Origin of the sequence: Legionella sp. 16cNR16C (assembly GCF_021297775.1) — a bacterium.
GTDB lineage: Bacteria > Pseudomonadota > Gammaproteobacteria > Legionellales > Legionellaceae > Legionella_C > Legionella_C quinlivanii_A.
Genome location: NZ_JAJTMX010000002.1, coordinates 621,703 through 643,997, shown reverse-complemented (window position 1 = coordinate 643,997; position 22,295 = coordinate 621,703). Strand labels below are relative to the sequence as shown.

Below are 22,295 nucleotides of genomic sequence, written 5' to 3'. Positions count from 1 at the left end.
GGCTTGCACTGTCTACTATTTTTATAGTAGCATCTACTAAAAAAATAGTAGACATCCAGTCATAACATCGGAGTAATCAATGTCCCCAAAAAAAATACATTCGACTATGGCTCATGAACGCCTTCTCACTGAAGTAGAGCTTGAACTGATGAATATCATCTGGACTTTAGGCAATACCACGATTAAAGAAGTGGTTTCACAGCTTTCCGCAAAAAGATCCCTGGCCTACACCACCGTCGCTACTGTGTTCAAGGTGCTGGAAAAGAAAGGCTTTCTCAAATGTCAGAAAAGCACTCATGCCCATATTTTCATACCCGTTGTTTCAAAATCTGATTATGAAAGCACTTGTCTTGATCATGTAGTCACCAATGTGTTTGATGGGGAGCCCCTGGCACTTGTTCAACGTCTGCTAGTCGCCAATAAACTGCAACAGCAGGATATTCAGGCGATTGAAAAAGCGCTAAAACAGTTAAGCACCGATAAAAACCTGACAGGAATTGAATAATGTTATTTCTGGAAATTGTATTAAGCATTCATTGCCTGTTATTGTTAAGCTCCTGGTTTATCCGGCTCCCCTGGTTTGCGAAGCAACCCTCCCTCAAGCTTAAGCTCACCCGTCTTTTATTAATCAGTTGCGTCATTTCGCCGCTGATAATTCAAAGCATTCCTTCAGCGCCGAACATAAAACTGCCAAAACTCGTCTCACTGGACAGTCTTCAAGACTATATAAAGCAGCCTGTTGTAAGCAATGACTTAACTAAATTAGGTCTTGACTCCCCAATACCCAAAGTTACCGAGCTAAGTTATCTAAAGCTTTTTCTTCTTCTATTTGGTTTATTTATTTTCATTCGCATTTATCGGGTATGGGCGCATTGGACTACATTACGAAGGCTTTTAAGCGAGGCCATTTCTTATCGAAGCGCTGGTAGACTGCGGGTGAAAGTCTCTGATCAATGCCATATCCCCTTTTCAGTCAATCTGTTTGGAAAAGCCTATATAGTGTTGCCGGTTTCATTATTGTCTACTCCGAAATACGCAAAAATTGCGATTGCTCATGAGGGTCAGCATCATCGTAACGGAGATTGCGTATGGGCTTATGTCGTTGAAGTTTTAAGGATTGTTTTCTTTGCCAATCCGGGCATCGCTCAATGGCAGCGTGTGTTAAGCGATTTACAGGAATGTGCCTGTGACGAAAAAGTAGTCGGTCGCCGCAACATTTTAGCACTCGATTATGGCCGCTGCCTTTTTCATGTTGTACAAAACTTGTCTTCTAATTCTCTGCAATCAATTCCTGCGTTTGCCTGCACGATAGGTATGGCTTTAAGCAAAGAAAATAAAGACTCCACTTTTATTATCAGGAGGATTTCAATGTTAAACCAATACTCAGGCAATACATCCCGAAAAATGATATCGGGAACGGCAATTGCCGCATTTTCCATTTTGCTGCCGCTCTGCGTAGCCTATTCCGCTAGCGGCACATTAAGCGCGACTCAAATAAAAGAAATGGACTTATCCGCGCTAGATCAAAAAATTCAGACGATTGCAGAAAAGGAAGTCAGCAAAGCGATTAATCAGTACCATGCAAAATCGGCTGTTGTTGCTATTGCAGATGCCAGTACAGGAAACATAATTGCTTTTGCTGAACTAAGTCAGGATAAGCAATATCCCAGTTGGAAATCGCGTATTTTCTCTCCCGGTTCTACCATTAAACCTTTTATTGCTGCCGCAGCAATTGATTCTGGCAAAAGCTCGGAAAATCAGGTCTATGATTGCCCTTCACCCTATTCTGTAAATGGGAAAATGTTTAGCAACAGCGATCGAAGCGTAACTACGGTCTCCCTGTCTCAAGCTATTGCGAAATCCATTAATGTGTGCCTGATTAAAGTGAGCGAACAAACGGGAGCTTCGATTATCAAAGAAAAACTAAGCCAGTTTGGATTTGACCTGAAGACCGGTTGGCAATCTGGCCAAAATGAAAGGCTTCAGCTCGCAGAGACTGCTGTGGGGGAAAATATTCCGGTGACAATTGAATCGCTAACTAAATCTTACGCCATCCTGGCAAACAAAGGTCATCTGTTTTCCACCGCCAGGCCAGCTGTCATTTCAGAACAAACAGCCAGTTCTGTCACTCATATGCTTGAAAATGTGGTGAAAAAAGGAACAGGAACACTTGCTGATATTTCAGGCATTTCAGTCGCTGGTAAAACGGGAACGCTTTTGGAAAATCCTCAGGATTCCCAGGGACTTCAGCTTGCCCTGTTTGCCGGATATATTCCTGCAAATGCACCCCGCTATGTAATTACCGTCATCATTGAAGAAGGTCATCTGACTAAAAATGGCGAGGTATTGAGGAATGGGGGAGAACTCGCGGCTCCCGTATTCCGTCAGATTGCAATTGAAAGTCTGGCCTTAAGCGCTACAAGATAATCCTTCCCCTCTGCATTAGCAGAGGGATGATGTATCCAATATCAGAGAAATAATTAATGAAAAAATATGCCTTGCTGCTTCTTTTACCTGTATTAGCTTTTGGTTCTTCAATTTTGCCTGAGAAGAGCTGTTACCTGATCAAGGAAAATCAAAGGATCCTGAAACAGGAAGGAGAGGATTGTAATCAACGCTATTCGCCCGCATCGACTTTTAAAATCGCACTGAGTCTGATGGGATTTGATTCGGGCATTTTAAAAGATCCGCTTCACCCGCTGTGGCCTTATAAAAAGGAATATGAACTGTATCTTAATGTCTGGAAGTACCCTCACAATCCCCGTACCTGGATCAGAGATTCCTGCGTCTGGTATTCTCAGGTGTTAACGAGACAACTGGGAATGAAACGTTTTAAAGCCTATGTGCAGGCATTCGATTACGGTAATCAGGATGTTTCTGGTGATAAGGGGCAAAATAACGGTTTAACCCATGCCTGGCTATCAAGCTCTCTCGCCATTTCACCAGAAGAACAAGTCGATTTTCTTCAAAAGCTGATCAATCATCAATTGCCCCTGCAAAACAAAGCCTATGCCATGACCAAAGAAATCCTCTTCATTCAGGAGCTGGTCGGCGGCTGGAAATTATATGGAAAAACGGGTAGTGGACAACAATTGTCCGCGGACAAAAGCCAGAAATTAAACTTGCAGCATGGGTGGTTTGTGGGCTGGATAGAAAAGGATGGACGCGTTATTCGCTTTGCAAGTCATCTGGCTGACAGCAAGGAAGAATCGAGTTTCGCAAGCTTCAGAGTAAAAAATGAAATGATGATAAAATTATGGTATCTCATTAATGAACTGGAGAAATGATCAAATAGCGAGGATAAAGGTATCCAGTCAGAATCAGTAACATGTTTTGATTTAAACTTCGCCATTTCTGGATGCCCCGAACAAGTCGTGGCATCCAAAGATCTAACCACCTGCCTGCGGTGCTCTTTTCTCTTCAGCAATCATTTCCTCATACTCTTTTACACTATGAGGTTTATAAAAGTTCCAGAAATGACGTTTCATTTCGCAGAGGCTTTTAATTCTGTTTTTAATAGCAGCCTCATCAAAATGCTTGCTTTCATCAATAACGTCACTCAAAACCTCTTTTAAGAATCGCAGCTTTTCGGAGTTTTCGCCGCGCGTTTTTCGATTAATCCCTTCACTGATATTAAAAATCAGTTTTTCGAGAATCTCACGATATTCTGTTCTTTTGACATGATTTACAATTGGCTCATTCAAAAAAGTTTTTAATTGCTCAATCCCCTCATCAGATCTTGAGGAGATTATCAGATGTCTGAGCCTGGCTTTATCGGCCCATTGAGTAAAACTGATAAGCGCGTCATGATTCTGAATATCACATTTTGTACCCAGCAGTATAATTTTGGATTTTGGATACTCTCTGATAATTTCGTCAATTTTGTGTTGATAATCGGCTATATCCAGAGGCTCGTCTAATGAAATGTCAACACAGTATAGTATGGTTTGTACACCATTAAGATAGGCACTTCCCAGGCTTTCATTAAAGGGGTCATTTACTGTGTCACAAAGCTGTGCTCTTTTTTTGCCATGAGAATACTCAAAAAAATCATGGCCAATGGTTCTTCGGTATTGAGTTTGAAAAGAACTTCCAATCAATCGGCGAACAAGCTGCGTTTTGCCGGTATTCGGTTTGCCCACTATCGCAATTTTATATAATGACATTATATAAACTCCATCAAGCGAGGACTTCATTCACGTGGAAATTTGTCCCTCCTTGTTAAATGCCTGTAATTAGCCTGCTGACTTTTGGCTGATTCCGCCTCAGGATTCATGATTATATCTTAACTCCCCAGAACGTCATCCTGAAGCAGTGAAGGATCTCTTGAATCTGGCTCAGCTCCGGGTAGTTTGAGATCTTTCGCTACGCTCAGGATGACGTGCCTGGGGAGTTACATTATCTCTACAAGCGCGGTGCACAATTGTACTGATTTGTCGCTGGCCTGTCCATTTCCAAAGTGGTCAAAAGAGTAATGGCATTATGGTACTTTTTAAAAGGGGAAGTGTTGATTTTATTCCCTCTCTCTAACTTGCACTGCCATTAAGTTAAGCTCAGTTGTATGTAAACTGTCCTCCCCGCGAAGGCGGGGATTCCATCTCTGAGCTCGCTATAATGCCAATTGAGGAATGGATTCCCGCCTTCGCGGGAAAGACAAGATTTCCTTAACTTAATGGCAGTGTCTCTAACTCTCTCCCCTAAGGGGCGAGAGGATTTAAATGAAAATATCTACTGTGGTCATTTATTTTGGTCAAAGAATAGACTTGTTCAGCCCCCTGCCTTAACCCACGGTTTTGAAGATGAGAAGGCACATCAAAAGGTTTATTATATAATTGATTTATATCAAAACAGGCACTGTACAGTTCAGTCACCTCCTGTTCATCTACTGAAAATGGTGGTCCTCGCATTTCATCCTGTTTGTAGCTTGTTGTGATTAAGAGCATCTTTGTTTCTGGACGCATCAGTTCCGTTAAATGCCTGGCATAGGCTTGACGAAGCTCTGGCGTTAAAGCAATCAGCGCTGCCCTATCGTAAACTGCATCGATGTTGCCAATAACAGACGGTCTGATTTCGAAAAAATCACCTGATAATAAAGTGATGGTGCCGCTGCTATAGACTGTGAAATTGTCGACTTCGACTATCCTGCAAGGAATCTTGTTCTCATCAAAAAAAGCATCACAAGCCATTTGACTGTATTCAACGCCAATGACCAGATAGTCCTGCTCTGAAAGCCATAGCATATCTACACTCTGCCCGCACAAGGGTACAAAAATACGAGAACCCCGAGCTAAATTCAAAGAGGGAAAATAGCGCTGCATAAGTTTATTGGGTTGCTGCTGATTAAATCCAATATCCCTGGCCAGCCATTTCTCTTCCCAATAATTTTTATCCATTCAGAAGCCTCGCCTTACTATCAGTCATAAATCCTTGATTATGCCATGAAGTATGAGCCAGCTAAAGATTGGGCTTTTTTCAGGTTTGTAAAAAAATTACGGTGGGATGGGCGGGAATTAGTTTGAAACCTTCCGCTTTCGCGGAAGGAAACATGTTCGTCACTTATGATTTAGATAGTTTGATAAAGTTGGCTAGACTCATCTTCTTCAGAGCATGAAGGCAGTGAATTCCAGGCAGCACCAGCGAAATCAGCTATATTTAAAAGCGAACCCACTAAAGTGATAGCAAGAAAAGCCAGACTATAAACTGCTAGCTCTTTAGCATCACTCATTGCCTGATTTCCGTCTGCCTTATTGAAGGCTAAGTAATTACAAAGTCCCCAGAAAACACTAGCTGCAGCAGCCAGAGCCAATCCAGCACTTATCACAGTGCCAATAACTGGAGCTGTTACTATACTTAAAAGTCTGGATGAAAAATCCCAAACAGATTCAAAGGCCTCAAACAAGTGGATTTTTTTTTCGGCTGGGGTGTCATTATCATTTTGACTAATCGCGGAAATAAGCGTGGTTCCAAATAAATTTAATCCAAAATGTCGCTTTTTCATTTTTATCCTCTTCAATTCTTAAAAAGAAGCCAATTCTAACATACTGTAGAAAAATAATGCAATAAATTTCTCATAGAACTCATATTTTATTAATATTTAATCTGTTAGGCTAAGATATAAACAATTTCATTGTGTTTGCTTACTTAAAGTAAGAGCAAACCAGGAATCTGATTATTCTATTTTTTAATAATTGAGACGGGAATATGAGAGGCTACGTTTAAATCCCCTCCGCTTTCGCAGAAGGGAAAGTATGATCTTTAATACACGGTTTAATTTAAGCCTGGGGCTTCACTTAAGTCCTCTTCTTCGGAACAGGAGGGCAGTGTATTCCATAAGGCGCCGCCAAAATCAACTATATTGCAGGGCACACTCGCTACAGCTACAAGGAAAATTCCCAGGGCAAAACCTGCATTTTCGCGCGCTTCCTTCATTAGGTGATTCCCACCCCTTATATTGCCAGCCAGGTAGTTGCAAAGGCCCCATAAAAACTGAGCAGTGGCTAATATAGCAAATCCCGCAGATATTGTCGTAATAATGATGGGAGCGACGACCAGACTGATAAGTCGCGATGCAAAGTCTGAGGCTGATTCAAACTTATCATAAAAAAGAACTCGATCCTCTCTCTTTTTCTCGTCATCCGTTATAATACGAAGCGCAGTAGTTCCAAGTAAATTGGCTGAAAAAAAACGTGCCATTTTTATCCCCTTAAATAAAAGAACTCGATGTTAACACACTGTAGAAAAATAATTCAATATTTTTTTAAATGACCTTTAAAATTATTTACTATTGATCTGTTGGCACAAAAAGTGACCAATAAGTTCTTTTATCTTTTTTTAATAATTTCAGAAAAACTGTAACTCCTTAGGTTGTCAAATCGTCTCAACGTCATCCTGAACGCAGTGAAGGATCCCCTGAAGCTGGCTCAGTTCTAACAGTTTGAGATCCTTCGCTACGCTCAGGATGACGTACATGACGCTCAGGATGACGTACTGGGAAGTTACAAAATATTGCACGTTTCCTATTTGCGTTTCAACGTCATCCTGAACGCAGTGAAGGATCCCCTGAAGCTGGCTCAGTTCTAACAGTTTGAGATCCTTCGCTACGCTCAGGATGACGTACATGACGCTCAGGATGACGTACATGACGCTCAGGATGACGTACATGACACTCAGGATGACGTACGAGGGGAGTTACGAAAAACTTTAGCCAACTTATTTTTTTATTCTTAATTTTTCCTTAATAATTACTGCTTAAAATGATGAGCATTTTTGCTTGTTTCAGGTTGAATTTTGAAAACACTTTACAATCTATGTAATGAAATACAAGAAAAAGAACTTAAAATACTTGAGGTCTTTTCCTCCTTCTATAAAGAAAACCTTGAAGTGCTTAGAGAGGTTAATAAGGAAAATCTTCTCAATGAAATGGATATCAGGCAGTTAGAAATTTATTTATATCCCTTCAAGAAAATTTATTCGCTGATTGCTCCAAACACAGCCTTGGACAGCAAAACTATATTGAAATTTTTCACATTGAATCATCTTAAGGTGACTCCAGAAGATTCAGAAGACGAGTTGATTAAAAAACTGCTTATGCTGATTGCTTCGCCTGCCTTTCTTTCCATTCGTAAAGCAGCAGCTCTTGCCTTAAGCCAATATAAAGAAGCAAACCAGTTTTATCAGCGACTAGCGGAAATACTGGCCTGGCCCTCTTTAAAATCCCGACATCTTCAGGACAAGCATATTATTTGCGCTCAGATATTTTCACAATTTGCCATTTTGGGTAAGGAGCTTTTTGAGCTCAATCAAAGTACAGGCTCTCGACTTATCAGCGAAACATTCGCCAACATTGCCGAGTCCGCGAACCAGTTTATTGCTCCTGAACCCGACACAATCAAAGAACTGGAAAGACTCGAAGCCATTAAGCAAGAACTTCAAAATCAATTGAATCGCCTGGAACAGGAAGCCAGGAAAGTGCAACAAGCTTCTGTGGCGCTGCAGCTGAGATTTCAAATAGCTGAACAAATGATGCAATCCACTGATAAACAAAAACAAAATCAATTGTACAGCAAATGGAAAGACAGCTCGTCTCTTCTTGATTTTCCATCTGATTCACTCAGTCTGGTAAAATTGTCACAGGAAATTGCCGAACTGGAAACCCAGTTACAACAACGAAATGCAGACCTTGAGCCGCTCCAAAAACAGATTGGCCAGGTAAAAAGATTGCTAGACAAGAGCCAAATGGAAATTACACTGCATGACTCCACTTCCACAATAAATGTGCATCCTGATGTGCCTGCATGGCTTAATAAGCAATATAAGTCAGAGCCCGTTCAAACTACTTTCCGGGTCGTTATAGAAGAGAACCTGGCAAGTAAAGAGAATCCGGAACCCACTGAATCCACACCCAGTGTCGGCACTTCAAAACACGGCTTTTTAACGAGAGCACGCAGCCTGACTAACCTCGGCAGAATAAGATCTTCAAGCTCACCCCTGCAAAAACATGCAAGCTCTGAAAAAGAAAAAACCTTGCCGCAGAGTTCCTCTAATACGGAAGCTAAAGGAAAAGCTCGAATCCAGTTTTTTACTGATAAGGCCCATGCCGTCGAGCCATTACCACAATTGCAGCAAGTAATAAAAGAACTCAAATCAACCAAGAGTTTTTCATTGGAACCTAAAGGACTTACAGGGTAACGGCCCTGTCATTTAAACCCTCTCTCTAACTCTCTCCCAGAGGGAGAGAGGATTTTAAGTGAAGTTTTTTAAGAAAATCCCCTCTCCCGCGATTTACCAACTGGATTTTAATCACTTTTCTCGCACGGACAGAGGGGCGCCACTGCATTATGCGGTTCAAACTGAATGAATACCCCCTTTTGCAGGCGCATCACAAAAAACTCGACATGTTACTTTACTTTCTGTCATATTACGGCTGGAAGTTACCTTTAAAGGACTGATTATGACGAAAACTCAAATACTGTTATTTCATTTTTTACTAGTATTCTTAAACAGCGCTTTTGCTGCCAATACCTGCGACAGCTTATCCCGTTCATGGCAGGGTGAAGGTCGATATGTAAGCCCGTATCTCGCTTACCTATTTGAGGCACAGGCCTCATTCACCAGAGAAAATGGATTGAACAGTTTTCGATTCAATTACACTGCTCACGGTGACGTTGAAAATGGCAACACCTATTCCTATCAACTGGAATGCGAAAATGGATTTTTATCGATTAACGATGGACCAGTTCAGGGTGAAGGCGCGGTTACCGGTACCAGATTGGTATTAAAACTATTTGATGGAACAGGCTACACCTTCTTGCGACTGAAATAGTACTTTGGGGAGGCGCTTATAAAGTCTGATGGATGACATGTGTGACCACTCCCCAGATAATCAAATCCTGATTTTCAGTGATATCAATGGGTGAAAAAGCAGAATTCTCCGGTATTAGCTGAACCTGGCCGTTGATGCGTGACAAGCGTTTGACGGTTAGCTCCCCATCAACTGCCGCAATGACGATTCGCCCATGTGCAGGCTCAAGGCTGCGATCGACTACGAGTAAATCGCCATTGACGATCCCCGCATCTTTCATTGAATCCCCGGAGGCTGTTAACAGAAAAGTAGACGAGGGATGCTTAATCAGAAATTCATTTAAGCTGACATAGGCTTCAATGTAATCATCCGCCGGTGAAGGAAATCCAGCTTTCACTTTACAGCTGTATAAAGGAATGGACGCTGGATTCGCCCCTGTAATCAAACATTTTACTTCCTCAATGCGAGACATCGGAATACGCATCGCCTTGGTGGATTCACCATACTGGTTGCTGCCCCTGGGTCGCCCGGAACCTTCACGCTTCCCGCCTCTCATCAACTATATCCGCCCAATTGATAACTGTACTTTAATCAGATTATATTGAATGCATACGGGCGTGTAAAGCAGAAAGCATTCAGGGAGTATGGATGCAATACGCACTGAACATTTCATCTGTGGCCGCCATATCGTTATCGGGCAGAACCTGATGTAAACCTTGTAATAGTGATAAATGATTTAAAACATCCAGCAGCTGATCGGCATACAGAACAGACATACCCGGATCGGTACAATAGTCAAACCGGCTTGAATTTCCATCATCAAGGCGCCAGCCCCGCGTGGTTAAATAGCATCGGAGCGATAAGGATTGCCCGTCTTTTTTATAATCGATAGTTAATACCCCTTTTAATGAACTGGTACGAATCAGCCATTCGTTCTCTTTTAATAAATGGAATCCCCGTACCCGGCCATCTTTTCCGTGGCACACTTCATGGCGGAGGCTGCTGGAGATTAAAGCTGAGGAAAAGACTAAATACTTGGTATCAGGCTCTCCATGCTCTTCTGGCTCAATGAAAAAAAATTCGTATTGGTGCCTTCTCATAATGTTTCCCTCGTCTATTAAAATATTCATTATTACAAGCAACTGATTACAAGTCGCTCTTAATGGTTCTATTTTAATCAAAAAGCAACTTTTATAGAATTAGCTGATTTGGAAACCATTTCTTTCCAAATATGAAAACAATTATTCACTAGTGTTTGTGGCTCTGACAGAGATAGCAGATTGAGAAATGTCTGGGCAGTCTCTTATTCCCTTTAATTATCAGCATTTCTGAAAACTATGCACATGCTTATCCACAGTTTTTGTGGATAAGTGAAATTGCAGGAATTAAATAGGAAAATGTAAAATAAACGAATAAATACAGGGGGTTATGAGGTTGATTTATAAAAGGAGCACTGGAAAATACAGAAGAAGAGAGCAAAATTATCCACAAGGAGAAAATAATGCTTTTCGGGCGTGCATCTTATCCAATTTTCTTATAAAGAACCAGTCTTGACATTTCATGATTATTATTGTGGCTTAATAATGTGAATACACCCGTCCAGTACGTAGCATACCTGGAGCATAAGCCATTAGACCGCCTATAATTTAATGACCGTATTTAAATCAGACTCAACATGCCAGAATCCTTAAAAATCATGATAGATGGGCCCAGCGCCGGATTGGTGGAAATAATTATCGATACTGTTTCATCTGCGATTACCGCCGCCTTCATTTACACCCCAGACACTGCAACTCCTGCCCCACATGAAATGTTATTGGGCTATCATGATGCCGCCGGAGAAGCGCATCAGCTCCCCATGACCCTCGAAAAAAATGGTCAATGGACGGCCAAAAGAACGATGGCTCCTAATGAGAGCAGCGATTTTTATATGCACCCGAATGTAAAACCGGGAAAATTAACTCAGAAACCCGATATTATCAGCAAAATAGCATTGTCGAATGCAAAAATTATAGCTTCGGTTTATGAGAATCCTGAGTTGCCCACAGAAAGCAAAGGCAGTATCCAAAGGCGAGCCCTTAACGCTGAGGGAATTTTAAGTGAACCCGTGGATGAGCATCATCAGATAAAACCAGGAGAGCAGTTAATAGAAGTTTACATTCCAGCAGGATATGAGGCTTCAGACTCCAAAGACTACCCAGTTCAGGTGATGCTGGATGGCGGCATGCATTTGCGTCAGGATGCTTTTGGAAACAGTATGGGTACTAAAACCATTCTGGATAATTTGATTGCAAACGGCCGCATGCCCCCCATTGTTGCCGTCTTTGTCTCCCCTTCCCCACCCACTCAGAAAGAGGGGCAATGGGTTTCTATGCCAAGACTTGGAGAATATGCCTGCGATTTAAAAACCGATTCGATGCTAAAAAGCATTCCAGGCGCACTGAAACAAGCAGGGATGAAAACAACTGACGATCCCAGAAAAACAGGATTATGTGGTCAAAGCCTGGGGGGCCTTCAGGCACTTTACACTGCCAGAATGCATCCTGAAATTTACGGACAGGTGATTGCTCAATCTCCGGCTGTCTGGTGGGGCCCTCCTGCCTCACGCCTGAATAATGAAGAAAATAAATCGCCTCCGCGTTATGAAGACGATGACACCTGGCGAGCTCCCCTGAACAATCAGGAAGAGCAGCAATACTTATTAAAAATGCTGGACACAGGATATGACCAGTTGTCCAGACAGACTGTTCCCCAAGGGGAGGTAAGTATTTATCTGCAGGCTGGAACCCATGAAACAGGCGATAGAAACCAGGGTGACGAACCGCTTACTCAGTCGGTTATGACTTTAGCCAGAAAATTAAATATTGGATGCAAGCTTCATAATGGCGGCCATACAGCTGAGTCCTGGGCCACGGGACTGGCAATACTTCTGCCTCAGGCACACCCTGCACAGCCGGCATTAAAGACAACTGAGGAAGTCAATGCTGTTAATGAAATCACTCGCAGCTCCACCGAAGAATTAATGCGTTCGGCAAACATTCAAGGAGCGGCTATTGCTTCTTATAGCGATGCACATATTTCAACTCTGTCGATAGGAACAACGGCCAAAACCCCTTTTGGGGTAGCCTCACTTAGCAAACCCGTTTTTGCTTATCTGGTCCTCAAACTTTTGGAAGCTAATAAGGCCGATGAGGCGATCCCCGGTTTTGGCAAGTTTAATTCATCGGATAGCCAATTTGATTTGGATACTCCGTTGTATCAAGTGTTTCGAGATGCGGGCGGTGAAACATTAGCAGATAATGACAATCCTTTTCTTAAGAATTTCAAACCTGAGGATTGGGATCTGGCTAAACAGTTGAATGCAAGGATAATTCTTTCCCATCGGACTGGCCTGCATATTGTGGAGCAAAAACCCTACTCCTTTCAGTTTACGCCAGGAGCCTATTATGCTTATTCTGGTCCAGGAATTGATTGTTTACAAACGGCGATTGAAGAACTCACTCACAGTGATCTGGAAACGCTGGCCTGGGCAAATGTGTTTGCGGCTCATGCTTTAAATATGTCTCACAGCAGTTATGGCGATGAGCCCGTTGCTGCGAATAGCTTAAAAACAACAGCTGAGGACTATGCAAGCTTTGTCAGCTCCTGGATTAATGATGATCGCCTGAATTATGCCTTCAAACCTCAGGAGCCGATTTATACGATGGAAAATGATTATTTTCCCCAATCAAAAGATATGCTGGTGGAAGAAATTAATATAGATGCAAGTGACAGAAAACAAGTGAGCTGGGGGCTGGGCGTAGGGCTTGTAATAAAAGATAAAGAGGTAGTAGGCGCTTATCACACGGGGGATATGAACCAGTGGCGCTCAGGATTTGGAGCTGAAATTGATCCTGAAACCGGGCGTTGTCAAACTACCCGGGTTTATTGTGCCAATGGCGCGAATGGGCATATTCTTGCTGAAAAGATTTTACCCAAAGCGCTAAGCCCTGCATTAAATTATTTTTTCCCAACCTATGGTTTTGCTCGAAATGTAAAAGAACTGGACGAAACCAGTTTCCATGGGATGAATCCTCAGCTTTTAAAACCCGATTTAAAGGAAGAGGCTTATCAAACAAAAAATATCAGCAATCGATACAAGGAACTCTTGCAAGGCAGTAAATCTGAGAAAACTGATGTAGCAGCGGCTGAGGTATTGGATTCAGCTCAACAGGCAAAGCCAACAACACCCAATCCATTCTCGATTGAACCTAAGCCCCACTGAAGGTTGAAACAGCCTGTACCCGGCTCGCTTCATCGCTTTCAATACCCTGCTTAAACATTTTTAAGCGTTCTTTACAATAGCTGACATTATTGGTCTTCGTAATTCCATCCAGCCAATCGCTAAATTTAGACAGTTGAATTCCAATGCTGAGCAGTATTCCGGGAGCCTGCCCTCTCTTTTCTTTCATTATTCCACGGACTCCAAAAGAAAAATCGGCGCCAGCATCTTCAAGGGCTTTTAAAACTGAATAATCAGTTTCCCTTGCAGTCTCAACACTTAAATAAATTGATTTAAACAATCTCTCGCGCGCTTCTTTGGCAAGGTTATTCGAAATGGTATCGCATAGCAATTTTACCAGATGCGGCTGATTGGTCTTCACGGCAAGCAATGTATAATGGAGCAGCACTTCATCATCAGGGAACCTGTCGGCCTTCTTCAATCGGTCAAGCAGCAAGGATACCGATTTGGTGTTGCTCATCCCACAGTTTCCTTTTTCTCCAATTGCGGCTTCAATAGCATCCTTACCCTTATATTTATTTAGAATATGATCAGCCATTTGCTCATTAGACAACATTGGGTGCGATTTTTGCTGATAGTCATTGAGTAAATCACTCAGGATTTCCGGACTACCTCCAAAGGCAGCCTGATTCAGATATTGCGTGGCATTTTGACCGGATAAAATTAAATCAAAATAATTATTCTGAGTGGCGTCATTTTCAATTAAACACTTAAAACTGCCGTATTTACCACGCATTAAGGCAAAATCAAAAAGCAGTCGGCTAATTTCAGGTCGTTTAACCAGGCTTATTAACTCCTGATTGCCACTCTCCAGCATATAATCAATTACTTTTTCATTATTACTCATTACGGCATAGGTTAATCCCTTGAGCAAATCGGTACCGACAGGATTCGACTTTTCACAAATTAATTTCACAGCCCTGGCATTATTTTTTCGGCAGGCAAAAATGAGTTGGGAAAGTTTTTCCTCTTTTTTAAGCTCATTATCCCATCGGCTACAGACGGCATCTGCATCGAGATAGCGGGAAAAAAGTTCAGCAGAAGAAGGCAACGGAGGAATTCGTATCTCAGCTATGGGGTGCCTGACTACTTCCAAATCAAGACCTAAATCCCCTTTCCAGCCGCATTTTATGGCAATTTCACGAATACCTGCTATTAAAGACTTCTCATCGGCACAGTGGATAAACCCCTCAGGATCATTAGGATCCGCCAGACGATACTGGCCATTTTCCAATCTTGAAACACTTACAGCATGATTGGTGAGGGTTAATAACATTCCCTCCCTGGGCTTAAGATCAATATCCTGAAGTACTGAAACCCACTTCTCATCTTTCGCGATCAGGCTCATTTTCAAAGAAGGTTTCAGAGGATGACCATTAATCGACAGATTGGATAGTGAATGCCTTTGTTCTTTGGTCGAATCAAAAAGATGGGGAGAAAAGGCAACGAGAGTCTCAACTACAAAATGATTTACTTCATTTATAGAGTCTTTATCGAGCTTTTCCAGATTAGCTATTTTATCTATTATTGAAAAATATTTGCTTTCACGGTTTTCAAGAATATATTTGCACCGCAGAACTGCTAATCCCCGGCATATGCCATCAATAGGCATGCGAACAGGCAAATTCTGACTTTCCAGATATTTATTCAAATTCTTAATGACATTCGCCTGATTTCTTTTGGGAATGTTGAGCTGTTTTCTGGCAACCATTTCAGTTCGCAATAAATAACGATTAGGGTTATTTTAGCGAATTTAGATTATTGAAATATTAACAAGTGAATGATAGGGCATCAGGAGATTTCAAAGCGCCAGAAAAACAAAAACCATCTAAAAAGATGGTTTCTGTTGCAGGTCCAAGAGACGCCCTTTGGCGTTTCTTTTCCTTACACTTTAAGTATAGTACAGACTAAAGACCTGTCAAATTCTGGCTATATACTCACAGGCACGGCGTCATCTCGAACGCCACGCCACGCCGTCATCTCGAACACAGTGAGAGATCTCCCAAATCTGACATGTCATGCCTCAGTTGATGAACTCTTTACTCTAGTCCAATTAATTTAGGCGGACACAAATAAGCGTTTCCAAGATTGGTAACATTAGTTTGCTCTGAACCCCCGCTCATATATCCACTGCGTCGATCAAAAGAGCCGCTCATTGAACCTGTCACTCCGGCACGATTGGTAACTAATTGAATATAGTTTGCACCTAATTTTGCAGCTCTGTTCTTAAGGTCATTCATTGCACCCTCTTCCAGGTTTCGATTGGAAGTAAAGCCTCCAGTGAAAAAGTTACCTTGATTGCCAACCACTTGTCCCAAGTACTTGCAACCCTTGGGTACAGGATTTGGCGAAGCAATGACACGGGCTGTTTGCGGGTCGGCCGGAATGGATGCACAGCTGCAAATCAAAGTGCCAAGAGCAAACAGTGACAAAATCTTTTTCATTTTTACAACCTTTGTTTTTGTTTATGAGCAATTAATGCGCACCAATCATAATTTATCTACACTGCAAATTCAATAAGCGAGTCTCGTTGTCAGTTTAATCAGTTTGTGAAAATCATAAACGAGGCTTAAGTACTATAATTATTCTTAGCTAACCATTAAGAATAACAATGAAAAATGATATTCTCGATTGTATTATCATTGGCGGGGGTCCCGCAGGTCTTACCGCAGGCCTTTATCTGAGCCGCTATCGCCGTAATATACTCATTTATGACGGCGGAATCAGCCGGGCTGAAAAAATCCCGCTCTCTCATAATTATCCCGGATTTCCGCAAGGTATCTCGGGCCCGGAGTTACTCACCCGATTAAGACATCAACTATCTCATTATGAGGCAACCATTATTCATGAATTCGTTGAATCCATTGAAGTGCTCGGTGATTACAATTTTCAGGTAAGCACTCAATCGGGATTTCAATACGCAAAAAATATTATTCTGGCAACCGGGGTAAAGGATATAGAACCTCGCCTGGGCAACATAAACGATGGTATTCAAAAAGGATTAATCAGGCATTGTCCGGTTTGCGATGCCTTTGAAATAATTGATAAAAAAGTAGCTGTTATTGGTTATAACAAATCAGGATTAGGGGAAGCATTATTCTTACGCGAGTATACACCAAAATTGTCTTTACTGACCCTTGGAGAAACAGAAGCATGGAGTACAGCAGATTTTAAAAAAATCAAAAAAGCTGATATCACTTTAGTTAACGATCATTTGCTGGAAATTCAATTAACTTCTGACTCGGCCAAAATGACTTTCGATAATAAGAAAATACTTAAATTCGATTGCCTCTATTCAGCGCTGGGTTCAGTTTATAATAACCGACTGGCGAAAGATGTGGGTGCGAAGTTAAAAGAAGGTGCGGTTATTGTTAACAAACACCAGCAAAGCTCAATCAAAGGATTCTATGCGGCAGGCGATGTAGTTCATGGACTGAATCAGATCTGTGTCGCTACCAGCCAGGCAGCCATCGCCGCAACTGATATTCATAATAGATGCAGGGAGCTAACCTAACTTGCTCAGGCCACAAACTCATAACGCTAGGGCAAAGCAGGCAAGGCTGAAGCAGCAGGGAGAGCCAGAGTGCAAGAGGCATTAATCATTGTATTTGAAATCAATGCGCAGGACTGGTTTGAAATCGCTGACCAATAATTTGGATATTGTTTAGGAAAATAACTCTCACAGTCAGCAGTCAGATCTGCGGCGACGTCTAATGATTTTTCCAGTAGTTTCTCACCTAACTGACAAACTTTTTCTTTTGCCAAAGAGAAAAAGCTATGTCTTGAACATACTATTGAGGAGTCGTTTCGGCTAAGTGTACGGCTAAAAAACTGAGGGTATTCTTTGATAAGATCTTGAACAGCCTCAAGATTTAAAAAGTCTTCTGCAAGAAAATGATTATAAAAGCCTGGTTGATATTCAATACCTGCTATTTTCGCAACTGACATGATTTCATGGGCAGTGTGAAACCCGCCTCCGCCAATGAACCCAAAGATTGCTGTGATATACTGCTTTAGTTCTTCCTTATTGAAATTTCCAATCAATAGCGCCTGCAATAACGAATCGGCTGTACTACCTGAAGGTCCGGCAAGAAATGGCTGGTTTAGCCGTGAAATTTCTTCAGCCCATGCAGAATCAGGTGGTGGAATAAAAATACCTAAAACATTGGTATGCTCCTGGATCTCAAAGTTTGTGGGACACTCTTTTGGATCAGCAATCCCTGTGGTACGGACTTTCTGTCCCTGATCCTTTACTTTAATACGCATTCGCGGTATTAAAAAATTTTCCTGAAATATTTGCTTATGAATAGCCTTTTTGCAGGCATCAATATCCTGTGGCCTTGCGCTTAATTTTTTCGCTACCCGCTGTGATACACTAAGGTTTCTAGTCTCGGTTTTCTCAACAATATGCTTCACATGTCGATCAGGTAAAAAATCAAAAATTTTTTCGCTAAAAAATTGATGCAGATGCATAATTCGCGGAAGGTTTGTTATCGGTGAAGTAGTCAGATCCTCAATAATTAATGCCATAATTTCGCTTTGCAATGGGCAATAATCAAGAGCAGGGCCAAAAGTGCCAAAATGCGTATCGCTATAAAGATCGTTAACACCCTGATCGGTTAAAATATCATTGTCCATGAGAAATCGTCGGTTTTGCGGGCGAGTCAATAAATCCGCAATGGTTTTGGACATCTTTTCTACAGCAGGCAAAGTCTGTGGATTCTTAAGAATTAAGGCAGTTAACCTGGTTTCGAGGCAGAAAATTTCTTTGTCTGATCTTGATTTAGGCATGATAGCGGCTTGGTATCTCATTTTCACCGAACAGGAATGTACATATTTTATACTGACAACATTAATTGAATATTAACTGCGAAGATGATGGCCTGATTACTCTATTAACCAGTATCTGACATTCTATTCACACAGTTATCAACAGATTTTGTGGATAAGTAGACACATGATTTAAAGTAAATTCGGGATGACAAGCCTTTGCTGGTAAGGGTTTTATAAACAGATGAGGAAATTACAGGATTTGAAACTATTCGCCAGGAATTATTTTATTCACAGGACAATAAATCCGAATAGATTTTTCGGAAATGCATTTTAACTCTTTTTTTTTGGAAGAACCAGTCTTGACATTACAATACTTTTTTAAGAAAAGAGTTGTATAAGAATAACGTAACTCCCTGGGTACGTCATCCTGAGCGTAGCCAAGGATCTCCTGAGTCTGGCTCAGCTCTAAGCAGCTTGAGATCCTTCGCATGCATGTCATCTCGAACGCAGTGAGAGATCTCCCAAATCTTGGTTTGTGCCAGCATTCGGAGATCTCTCACTGCGTTCGAGATGACGGCGGGCCTGTGAGTAATGACACAGTTAATGAACACTCCCCCCTAATATCAGAGAGCCCCCAAGTAATCCTGACCAAATTGTTCGAGATACCCCTGATAATTTCCTAAATAATTCTGCGCGCCATAACGCTCGGTTAACACAAGTACTCTAGTGGAAATATTATCGATAAAGTGCCGATTATGGCTAACAAATAATACAGTTCCCGGGTACAGGCTTAAGGCATCAATTAAAGCATCAATGGACTCCAGATCCAGGTGATTGGTTGGTTCATCCAGAATGAGTACATTTGGCTTTTCCAGGATGATCTTCGCCATAACCAGGCGTGCAGACTCCCCTCCGCTGAGCATGGCAATTTTTTTATCTACATCCGTACCACGAAATAAAACCTGGCCGAGGATATTGCGTATTTCCTGGGAAGTAGCCACCGCATTAGCTTCCATCCATTCTAATATAGTCATCTCGGGATCTAATAAAGTACGGTAGTCCTGTGAAAAATACCCCACCGTTACCGTTTCGCTCCATTCAAAGCGCCCATTATCCGCAGAAAGCTCGTTCAAAAGAATTTTCAAGAGAGTGGATTTTCCAATACCATTAGGCCCGATGATGGCACATTTATCATTACGGTAAAGTGAAAAATCAACTTGATTTAATACCTTTTTCTCACCAAATGTTTTATGAATATTTTCAACATTAATAATCGATTTACCTGAAGGCCTTCGCTGCTGGAAATTAAAATAAGGCTTCTGGATATTGGAATCTTTGATTTCAACCAATTGAATGCGATCAATCATCTTTTGGCGAGAAGCGGCCTGAGCGGCTTTGCTTGCTTTAGCACCAAAGCGATCAACAAAGGTCTGCATCGCATTGATTTTCTTTTCCTGATTCTTTAGCTCACTTTGTTTTAATATCAATTGCTCTTCTTTTGTCGTCACAAATTGATCATAATTTCCTGTGTAGTTGGATATTGTATCGTAATCAATATCCAGAATATTGGTGGATACTGCATTCAGGAAACTGCGATCATGCGAAATGAAAATAAGAAGGCCTGGAAATGATTTTAAAAATTCCTGCAGCCAGGCGATAGAAACAATATCCAGGTGGTTGGTGGGCTCATCCAATAACATAATATCTGGTTGCTGATAAAGAACCTGGGCCAGCAATACTCTTAATTTATACCCCCCGGATAAGGCACTTAGGGGCTTATCATGGTATTTTTCTGCGATCCCAAGACCAAGCAGCAAATTTTTTGCCGAATGTTCTGCATCATAACCGTTGTGATGCATTACAATTTCTTCCAGTTCACCCAGACGATATCCATCTTCCTCAGTAAACTCTTCTTTAGTGTACAATTCATTTTTTTCAGTGAGCGCATCCCATAAAACGGCGTTCCCTTGAATCACCACATCGATAAGCCTATCTTCTTCATAACGAAAATGATCTTGCTTTAAAATACCGACATTTAAATTTTTTGCCTTTTCCACAGAACCTTGAACAGGCGTTTCTTCACCAGCAAGAATTTTTAAGAAGGTTGATTTTCCTGTACCATTGGCACCTACCACACCATAGCGCTGTGAAGGCAATAAAATTAAATCCACATCCTGGAATAAGGATTTTTTACCAAAAACCATACTTAAACTGCGTACATCTAACATAGAAAACGGCCCATCTGTATTTAATCGATTACTTGTACCTGAGTAGCAAACCTGCCTCGCTCCCCTTCATTTAAGGTAAACGAAACCCTCTGACCAATGGTTAATTCTTTATATCCTGTGCCCTGCACTTCAGAGAAATGTATAAACACTTCCTGCTTATCCTTATCGGAGATAAGAAAACCATAGCCTTTAATTTTATTAAAACGTTGTACTGTACCTGTTTGAGTCATCATTTACCTTATTATTTATGGCAGACGTTGTACGCCCACTTTTTTTCCTTTTATCTTTCCTTTCTGAAACTGTTCAAAGGCTTTCCCCGCATGACTTCGCTCAATAGCCACATAGGAATGAGAACTCAAAATATCAATTTTGCCAATTGCCTCCGCCTTTAATCCAGCATCTTTGGTTAAAGCACCCAATATATCACCCGGTCGAATTTTATCTTTCCTGCCAGCCATCAGACGTAAAGTGACCATTCCAGGAGACTGACCTGAGCCAGTTTTGCCAGTTAATTCATCCTCTCTTCCCCAGACCATTTCGGTTGCCATGAGCTCTTCAATAGCACATAAGCGCCCGGCATCTTTAGGGGTTGTTATACTTAAAGCCAGACCTTTACAGCCTGCACGTCCTGTACGACCAATACGATGTATATGAACTTCCGCTTCGAAAGCCAGTTCATAATTAATGACGGCAGGCAGCTCTTTGATATCCAGACCTCGTGCGGCAACATCTGTCGCAACCAGAATAGAACGGCTGCCATTGCCAAACTGAATAATCGCCTGATCACGCTCTGCCTGTTCCAAATCGCCATTTATAAGAGCAGCGTTAAACCCTTCATGATTAAGCTCTGCAGCTAACTCCTGCGTTTTTTCCCTGGTATTACAGAAAATTAAGGTGGACGCGGGTCGATAATGAGTCAATAGCTTTTTCAATACAGAATACTTATCGTTTGGGCCGGGTACTTCAAAAAAGCGCTGCTCAATATCTTGTATGCTCTCCTGCTCCTCTGCCTTTACTTCTTGAGGATGGTGCATAAATTCTTGTGCCAGTTGTTTAATAAGTGGTGTAAAGGTTGCAGAAAACAACAGCGTCTGTCTTTTTGATGGACAGTAAGAAAGTATTTGCCTCAATGAATCGACAAATCCCATATCAAGCATTCGATCCGCTTCATCTAAAACCAGAGTATTCAGACGAGACAGGCTCAGGCTTTTCTGATCTAAATGCTTCTGAACCCTCCCTGGTGTGCCCACAATTATATGCGCTCCATGCCGTAAGGAGTCATATTGCGGTTTAATCGGGGTTCCTCCGGAAAGATTCAGAATTTTAATATTCGGTAACAGTCTGGCAAGACGGCGCAGGACCTGACTGACTTGTTCCGCCAGTTCACGCGTTGGACAAAGAATTAATGCCTGTGTAATAACTCGCTCAGTTTTTAAATGATTGAGTACTCCCAAACCAAAGGCTACTGTTTTACCACTTCCGGTTTGCGCCTGTGCAATCACATCAGTCCTATTCAGCATCAAAGGCAGGCTTTGCGCTTGAATGGGGGTCATCTGAGTAAAATCTAATGAAAGAAGATTGTCAGACAATTCTTTTCGTAAAACTAAAGAAGAAAAAGATAACTCCTCTTTCCAATCAGGGAGTACTTTTTCGGAGCTAATATCCATTTTGAGAGAACTGCGGATCGTAAACGAAGCATATAGTACCATAA

General features: G+C 41.7%; 20 protein-coding genes. 7 read left to right on the top strand and 13 right to left on the bottom strand.

Features of this window, described 5'->3' with window-relative positions:
• Positions 1-79 precede the first annotated feature (79 nt).
• From LXA66_RS06780 to blaOXA, 3 genes are read left to right on the top strand one after another with little or no spacing between them, the layout of a single operon-like run.
• Positions 80-505, top strand: a complete 426-nt coding sequence (locus LXA66_RS06780) for a BlaI/MecI/CopY family transcriptional regulator (RefSeq protein ID WP_233012515.1) — start codon at positions 80-82, stop codon at positions 503-505.
• A complete protein-coding gene (locus tag LXA66_RS06775; protein ID WP_233012514.1) occupies positions 505-2,427 on the top strand; it encodes a M56 family metallopeptidase in 1,923 nt (640 codons plus the stop codon). Before LXA66_RS06780 ends, LXA66_RS06775 begins: the two co-directional genes overlap by 1 nt.
• A 56-nt stretch (positions 2,428-2,483) precedes the next feature.
• On the top strand, positions 2,484-3,287 hold the full coding sequence (gene blaOXA, locus LXA66_RS06770; protein WP_233012513.1) for a class D beta-lactamase: 804 nt from the start codon (positions 2,484-2,486) through the stop codon (positions 3,285-3,287).
• A gap of 102 nt (positions 3,288-3,389) precedes the next feature.
• On the opposite strand, the gene LXA66_RS06765 is transcribed toward blaOXA, so the two are convergent.
• The 5 genes from LXA66_RS06765 to LXA66_RS06745 form a co-directional block, all read right to left on the bottom strand.
• The gene (locus LXA66_RS06765; RefSeq protein WP_233012512.1) at positions 3,390-4,166 is read right to left on the bottom strand and encodes a GTP-binding protein; all 777 of its coding nucleotides are present in this window, start codon (positions 4,164-4,166) and stop codon (positions 3,390-3,392) included.
• A gap of 531 nt (positions 4,167-4,697) precedes the next feature.
• The gene (tmpT, locus tag LXA66_RS06760; protein WP_233012511.1) at positions 4,698-5,393 is read right to left on the bottom strand and encodes a thiopurine S-methyltransferase; all 696 of its coding nucleotides are present in this window, start codon (positions 5,391-5,393) and stop codon (positions 4,698-4,700) included.
• A 170-nt stretch (positions 5,394-5,563) separates the two neighbouring features.
• The gene (locus tag LXA66_RS06755) at positions 5,564-5,998 is read right to left on the bottom strand and encodes a hypothetical protein (protein ID WP_233012510.1); all 435 of its coding nucleotides are present in this window, start codon (positions 5,996-5,998) and stop codon (positions 5,564-5,566) included.
• Between the two features lie 269 nt (positions 5,999-6,267).
• The gene (locus LXA66_RS06750; protein WP_233012509.1) at positions 6,268-6,693 is read right to left on the bottom strand and encodes a hypothetical protein; all 426 of its coding nucleotides are present in this window, start codon (positions 6,691-6,693) and stop codon (positions 6,268-6,270) included.
• A 174-nt stretch (positions 6,694-6,867) separates the two neighbouring features.
• The gene (locus LXA66_RS06745; RefSeq protein WP_233012508.1) at positions 6,868-7,161 is read right to left on the bottom strand and encodes a hypothetical protein; all 294 of its coding nucleotides are present in this window, start codon (positions 7,159-7,161) and stop codon (positions 6,868-6,870) included.
• A 126-nt stretch (positions 7,162-7,287) separates the two neighbouring features.
• Between LXA66_RS06745 and LXA66_RS06740 the strand changes: the two genes are divergently transcribed.
• Positions 7,288-8,688, top strand: coding sequence for a hypothetical protein (locus LXA66_RS06740; protein WP_233012507.1), 1,401 nt, complete (start codon positions 7,288-7,290; stop codon positions 8,686-8,688).
• A gap of 262 nt (positions 8,689-8,950) precedes the next feature.
• Complete coding sequence (locus tag LXA66_RS06735) at positions 8,951-9,322, top strand: hypothetical protein (protein ID WP_233012506.1); 372 nt, start codon at positions 8,951-8,953, stop codon at positions 9,320-9,322.
• A gap of 16 nt (positions 9,323-9,338) precedes the next feature.
• Here the strand turns inward: LXA66_RS06735 and LXA66_RS06730 are convergent, their stop codons facing one another.
• Together LXA66_RS06730 and LXA66_RS06725 are read right to left on the bottom strand one after the other, a co-directional pair.
• Entirely contained in the window at positions 9,339-9,860 is a 522-nt protein-coding gene (locus tag LXA66_RS06730; RefSeq protein WP_370637198.1) for a LexA family protein, read from the bottom strand.
• Positions 9,861-9,936: 76 nt separating this feature from the next.
• Positions 9,937-10,401, bottom strand: a complete 465-nt coding sequence (locus LXA66_RS06725; RefSeq protein WP_233012505.1) for a hypothetical protein — start codon at positions 10,399-10,401, stop codon at positions 9,937-9,939.
• Positions 10,402-10,976: 575 nt separating this feature from the next.
• Here LXA66_RS06725 and LXA66_RS06720 point away from each other — a divergent pair.
• On the top strand, positions 10,977-13,565 hold the full coding sequence (locus tag LXA66_RS06720; RefSeq protein ID WP_233012504.1) for an alpha/beta hydrolase-fold protein: 2,589 nt from the start codon (positions 10,977-10,979) through the stop codon (positions 13,563-13,565).
• Here LXA66_RS06720 and LXA66_RS06715 read toward each other — a convergent pair.
• Both LXA66_RS06715 and LXA66_RS06710 read right to left on the bottom strand, forming a co-directional pair.
• A complete protein-coding gene (locus LXA66_RS06715) occupies positions 13,552-15,294 on the bottom strand; it encodes a hypothetical protein (protein ID WP_233012503.1) in 1,743 nt (580 codons plus the stop codon). The two genes, LXA66_RS06720 and LXA66_RS06715, sit on opposite strands and share 14 nt — an antisense overlap.
• A 328-nt stretch (positions 15,295-15,622) precedes the next feature.
• Entirely contained in the window at positions 15,623-16,027 is a 405-nt protein-coding gene (locus LXA66_RS06710) for a DUF4156 domain-containing protein (RefSeq protein WP_112218121.1), read from the bottom strand.
• 167 nt (positions 16,028-16,194) lie between these two features.
• Here LXA66_RS06710 and LXA66_RS06705 point away from each other — a divergent pair, with 167 nt between their 5' ends.
• A complete protein-coding gene (locus LXA66_RS06705) occupies positions 16,195-17,097 on the top strand; it encodes an NAD(P)/FAD-dependent oxidoreductase (RefSeq protein ID WP_233012502.1) in 903 nt (300 codons plus the stop codon).
• Positions 17,098-17,123: 26 nt separating this feature from the next.
• Here LXA66_RS06705 and LXA66_RS06700 read toward each other — a convergent pair whose 3' ends face one another.
• The 4 genes from LXA66_RS06700 to dbpA all read right to left on the bottom strand — a co-directional run bounded on the left by LXA66_RS06700 (position 17,124) and on the right by dbpA (position 22,251).
• The gene (locus tag LXA66_RS06700) at positions 17,124-18,374 is read right to left on the bottom strand and encodes a hypothetical protein (protein ID WP_233012501.1); all 1,251 of its coding nucleotides are present in this window, start codon (positions 18,372-18,374) and stop codon (positions 17,124-17,126) included.
• Positions 18,375-18,979: 605 nt separating this feature from the next.
• Positions 18,980-20,584: an ABC-F family ATP-binding cassette domain-containing protein gene (locus tag LXA66_RS06695; RefSeq protein WP_233012500.1), complete on the bottom strand. Its 1,605-nt coding sequence runs from the start codon at positions 20,582-20,584 to the stop codon at positions 18,980-18,982.
• A 20-nt stretch (positions 20,585-20,604) separates the two neighbouring features.
• Positions 20,605-20,817 (bottom strand): cold-shock protein, encoded by a 213-nt coding sequence (locus tag LXA66_RS06690; RefSeq protein ID WP_370637197.1) that lies wholly within the window; start codon positions 20,815-20,817, stop codon positions 20,605-20,607.
• Between the two features lie 12 nt (positions 20,818-20,829).
• Complete coding sequence (dbpA, locus tag LXA66_RS06685) at positions 20,830-22,251, bottom strand: ATP-dependent RNA helicase DbpA (protein WP_233012499.1); 1,422 nt, start codon at positions 22,249-22,251, stop codon at positions 20,830-20,832.
• Positions 22,252-22,295 lie beyond the last annotated feature (44 nt).

Bases quoted from the DNA above. Each gene is read 5' to 3' on its own strand.
- LXA66_RS06780 (WP_233012515.1), top strand. From the start codon at position 80: ATGTCCCCAAAAAAAATACATTCGACTATGGCTCATGAACGCCTTCTC.
- LXA66_RS06775 (WP_233012514.1), top strand. From the start codon at position 505: ATGTTATTTCTGGAAATTGTATTAAGCATTCATTGCCTGTTATTGTTA.
- blaOXA (WP_233012513.1), top strand. From the start codon at position 2,484: ATGAAAAAATATGCCTTGCTGCTTCTTTTACCTGTATTAGCTTTTGGT.
- LXA66_RS06765 (WP_233012512.1), bottom strand. From the start codon at position 4,166: ATGTCATTATATAAAATTGCGATAGTGGGCAAACCGAATACCGGCAAA.
- tmpT (WP_233012511.1), bottom strand. From the start codon at position 5,393: ATGGATAAAAATTATTGGGAAGAGAAATGGCTGGCCAGGGATATTGGA.
- LXA66_RS06755 (WP_233012510.1), bottom strand. From the start codon at position 5,998: ATGAAAAAGCGACATTTTGGATTAAATTTATTTGGAACCACGCTTATT.
- LXA66_RS06750 (WP_233012509.1), bottom strand. From the start codon at position 6,693: ATGGCACGTTTTTTTTCAGCCAATTTACTTGGAACTACTGCGCTTCGT.
- LXA66_RS06745 (WP_233012508.1), bottom strand. From the start codon at position 7,161: ATGTACGTCATCCTGAGCGTCATGTACGTCATCCTGAGCGTCATGTAC.
- LXA66_RS06735 (WP_233012506.1), top strand. From the start codon at position 8,951: ATGACGAAAACTCAAATACTGTTATTTCATTTTTTACTAGTATTCTTA.
- LXA66_RS06725 (WP_233012505.1), bottom strand. From the start codon at position 10,401: ATGAGAAGGCACCAATACGAATTTTTTTTCATTGAGCCAGAAGAGCAT.
- LXA66_RS06720 (WP_233012504.1), top strand. From the start codon at position 10,977: ATGCCAGAATCCTTAAAAATCATGATAGATGGGCCCAGCGCCGGATTG.
- LXA66_RS06715 (WP_233012503.1), bottom strand. From the start codon at position 15,294: ATGGTTGCCAGAAAACAGCTCAACATTCCCAAAAGAAATCAGGCGAAT.
- LXA66_RS06710 (WP_112218121.1), bottom strand. From the start codon at position 16,027: ATGAAAAAGATTTTGTCACTGTTTGCTCTTGGCACTTTGATTTGCAGC.
- LXA66_RS06705 (WP_233012502.1), top strand. From the start codon at position 16,195: ATGAAAAATGATATTCTCGATTGTATTATCATTGGCGGGGGTCCCGCA.
- LXA66_RS06700 (WP_233012501.1), bottom strand. From the start codon at position 18,374: ATGCCTAAATCAAGATCAGACAAAGAAATTTTCTGCCTCGAAACCAGG.
- LXA66_RS06695 (WP_233012500.1), bottom strand. From the start codon at position 20,584: ATGTTAGATGTACGCAGTTTAAGTATGGTTTTTGGTAAAAAATCCTTA.
- LXA66_RS06690 (WP_370637197.1), bottom strand. From the start codon at position 20,817: ATGATGACTCAAACAGGTACAGTACAACGTTTTAATAAAATTAAAGGC.
- dbpA (WP_233012499.1), bottom strand. From the start codon at position 22,251: ATGGATATTAGCTCCGAAAAAGTACTCCCTGATTGGAAAGAGGAGTTA.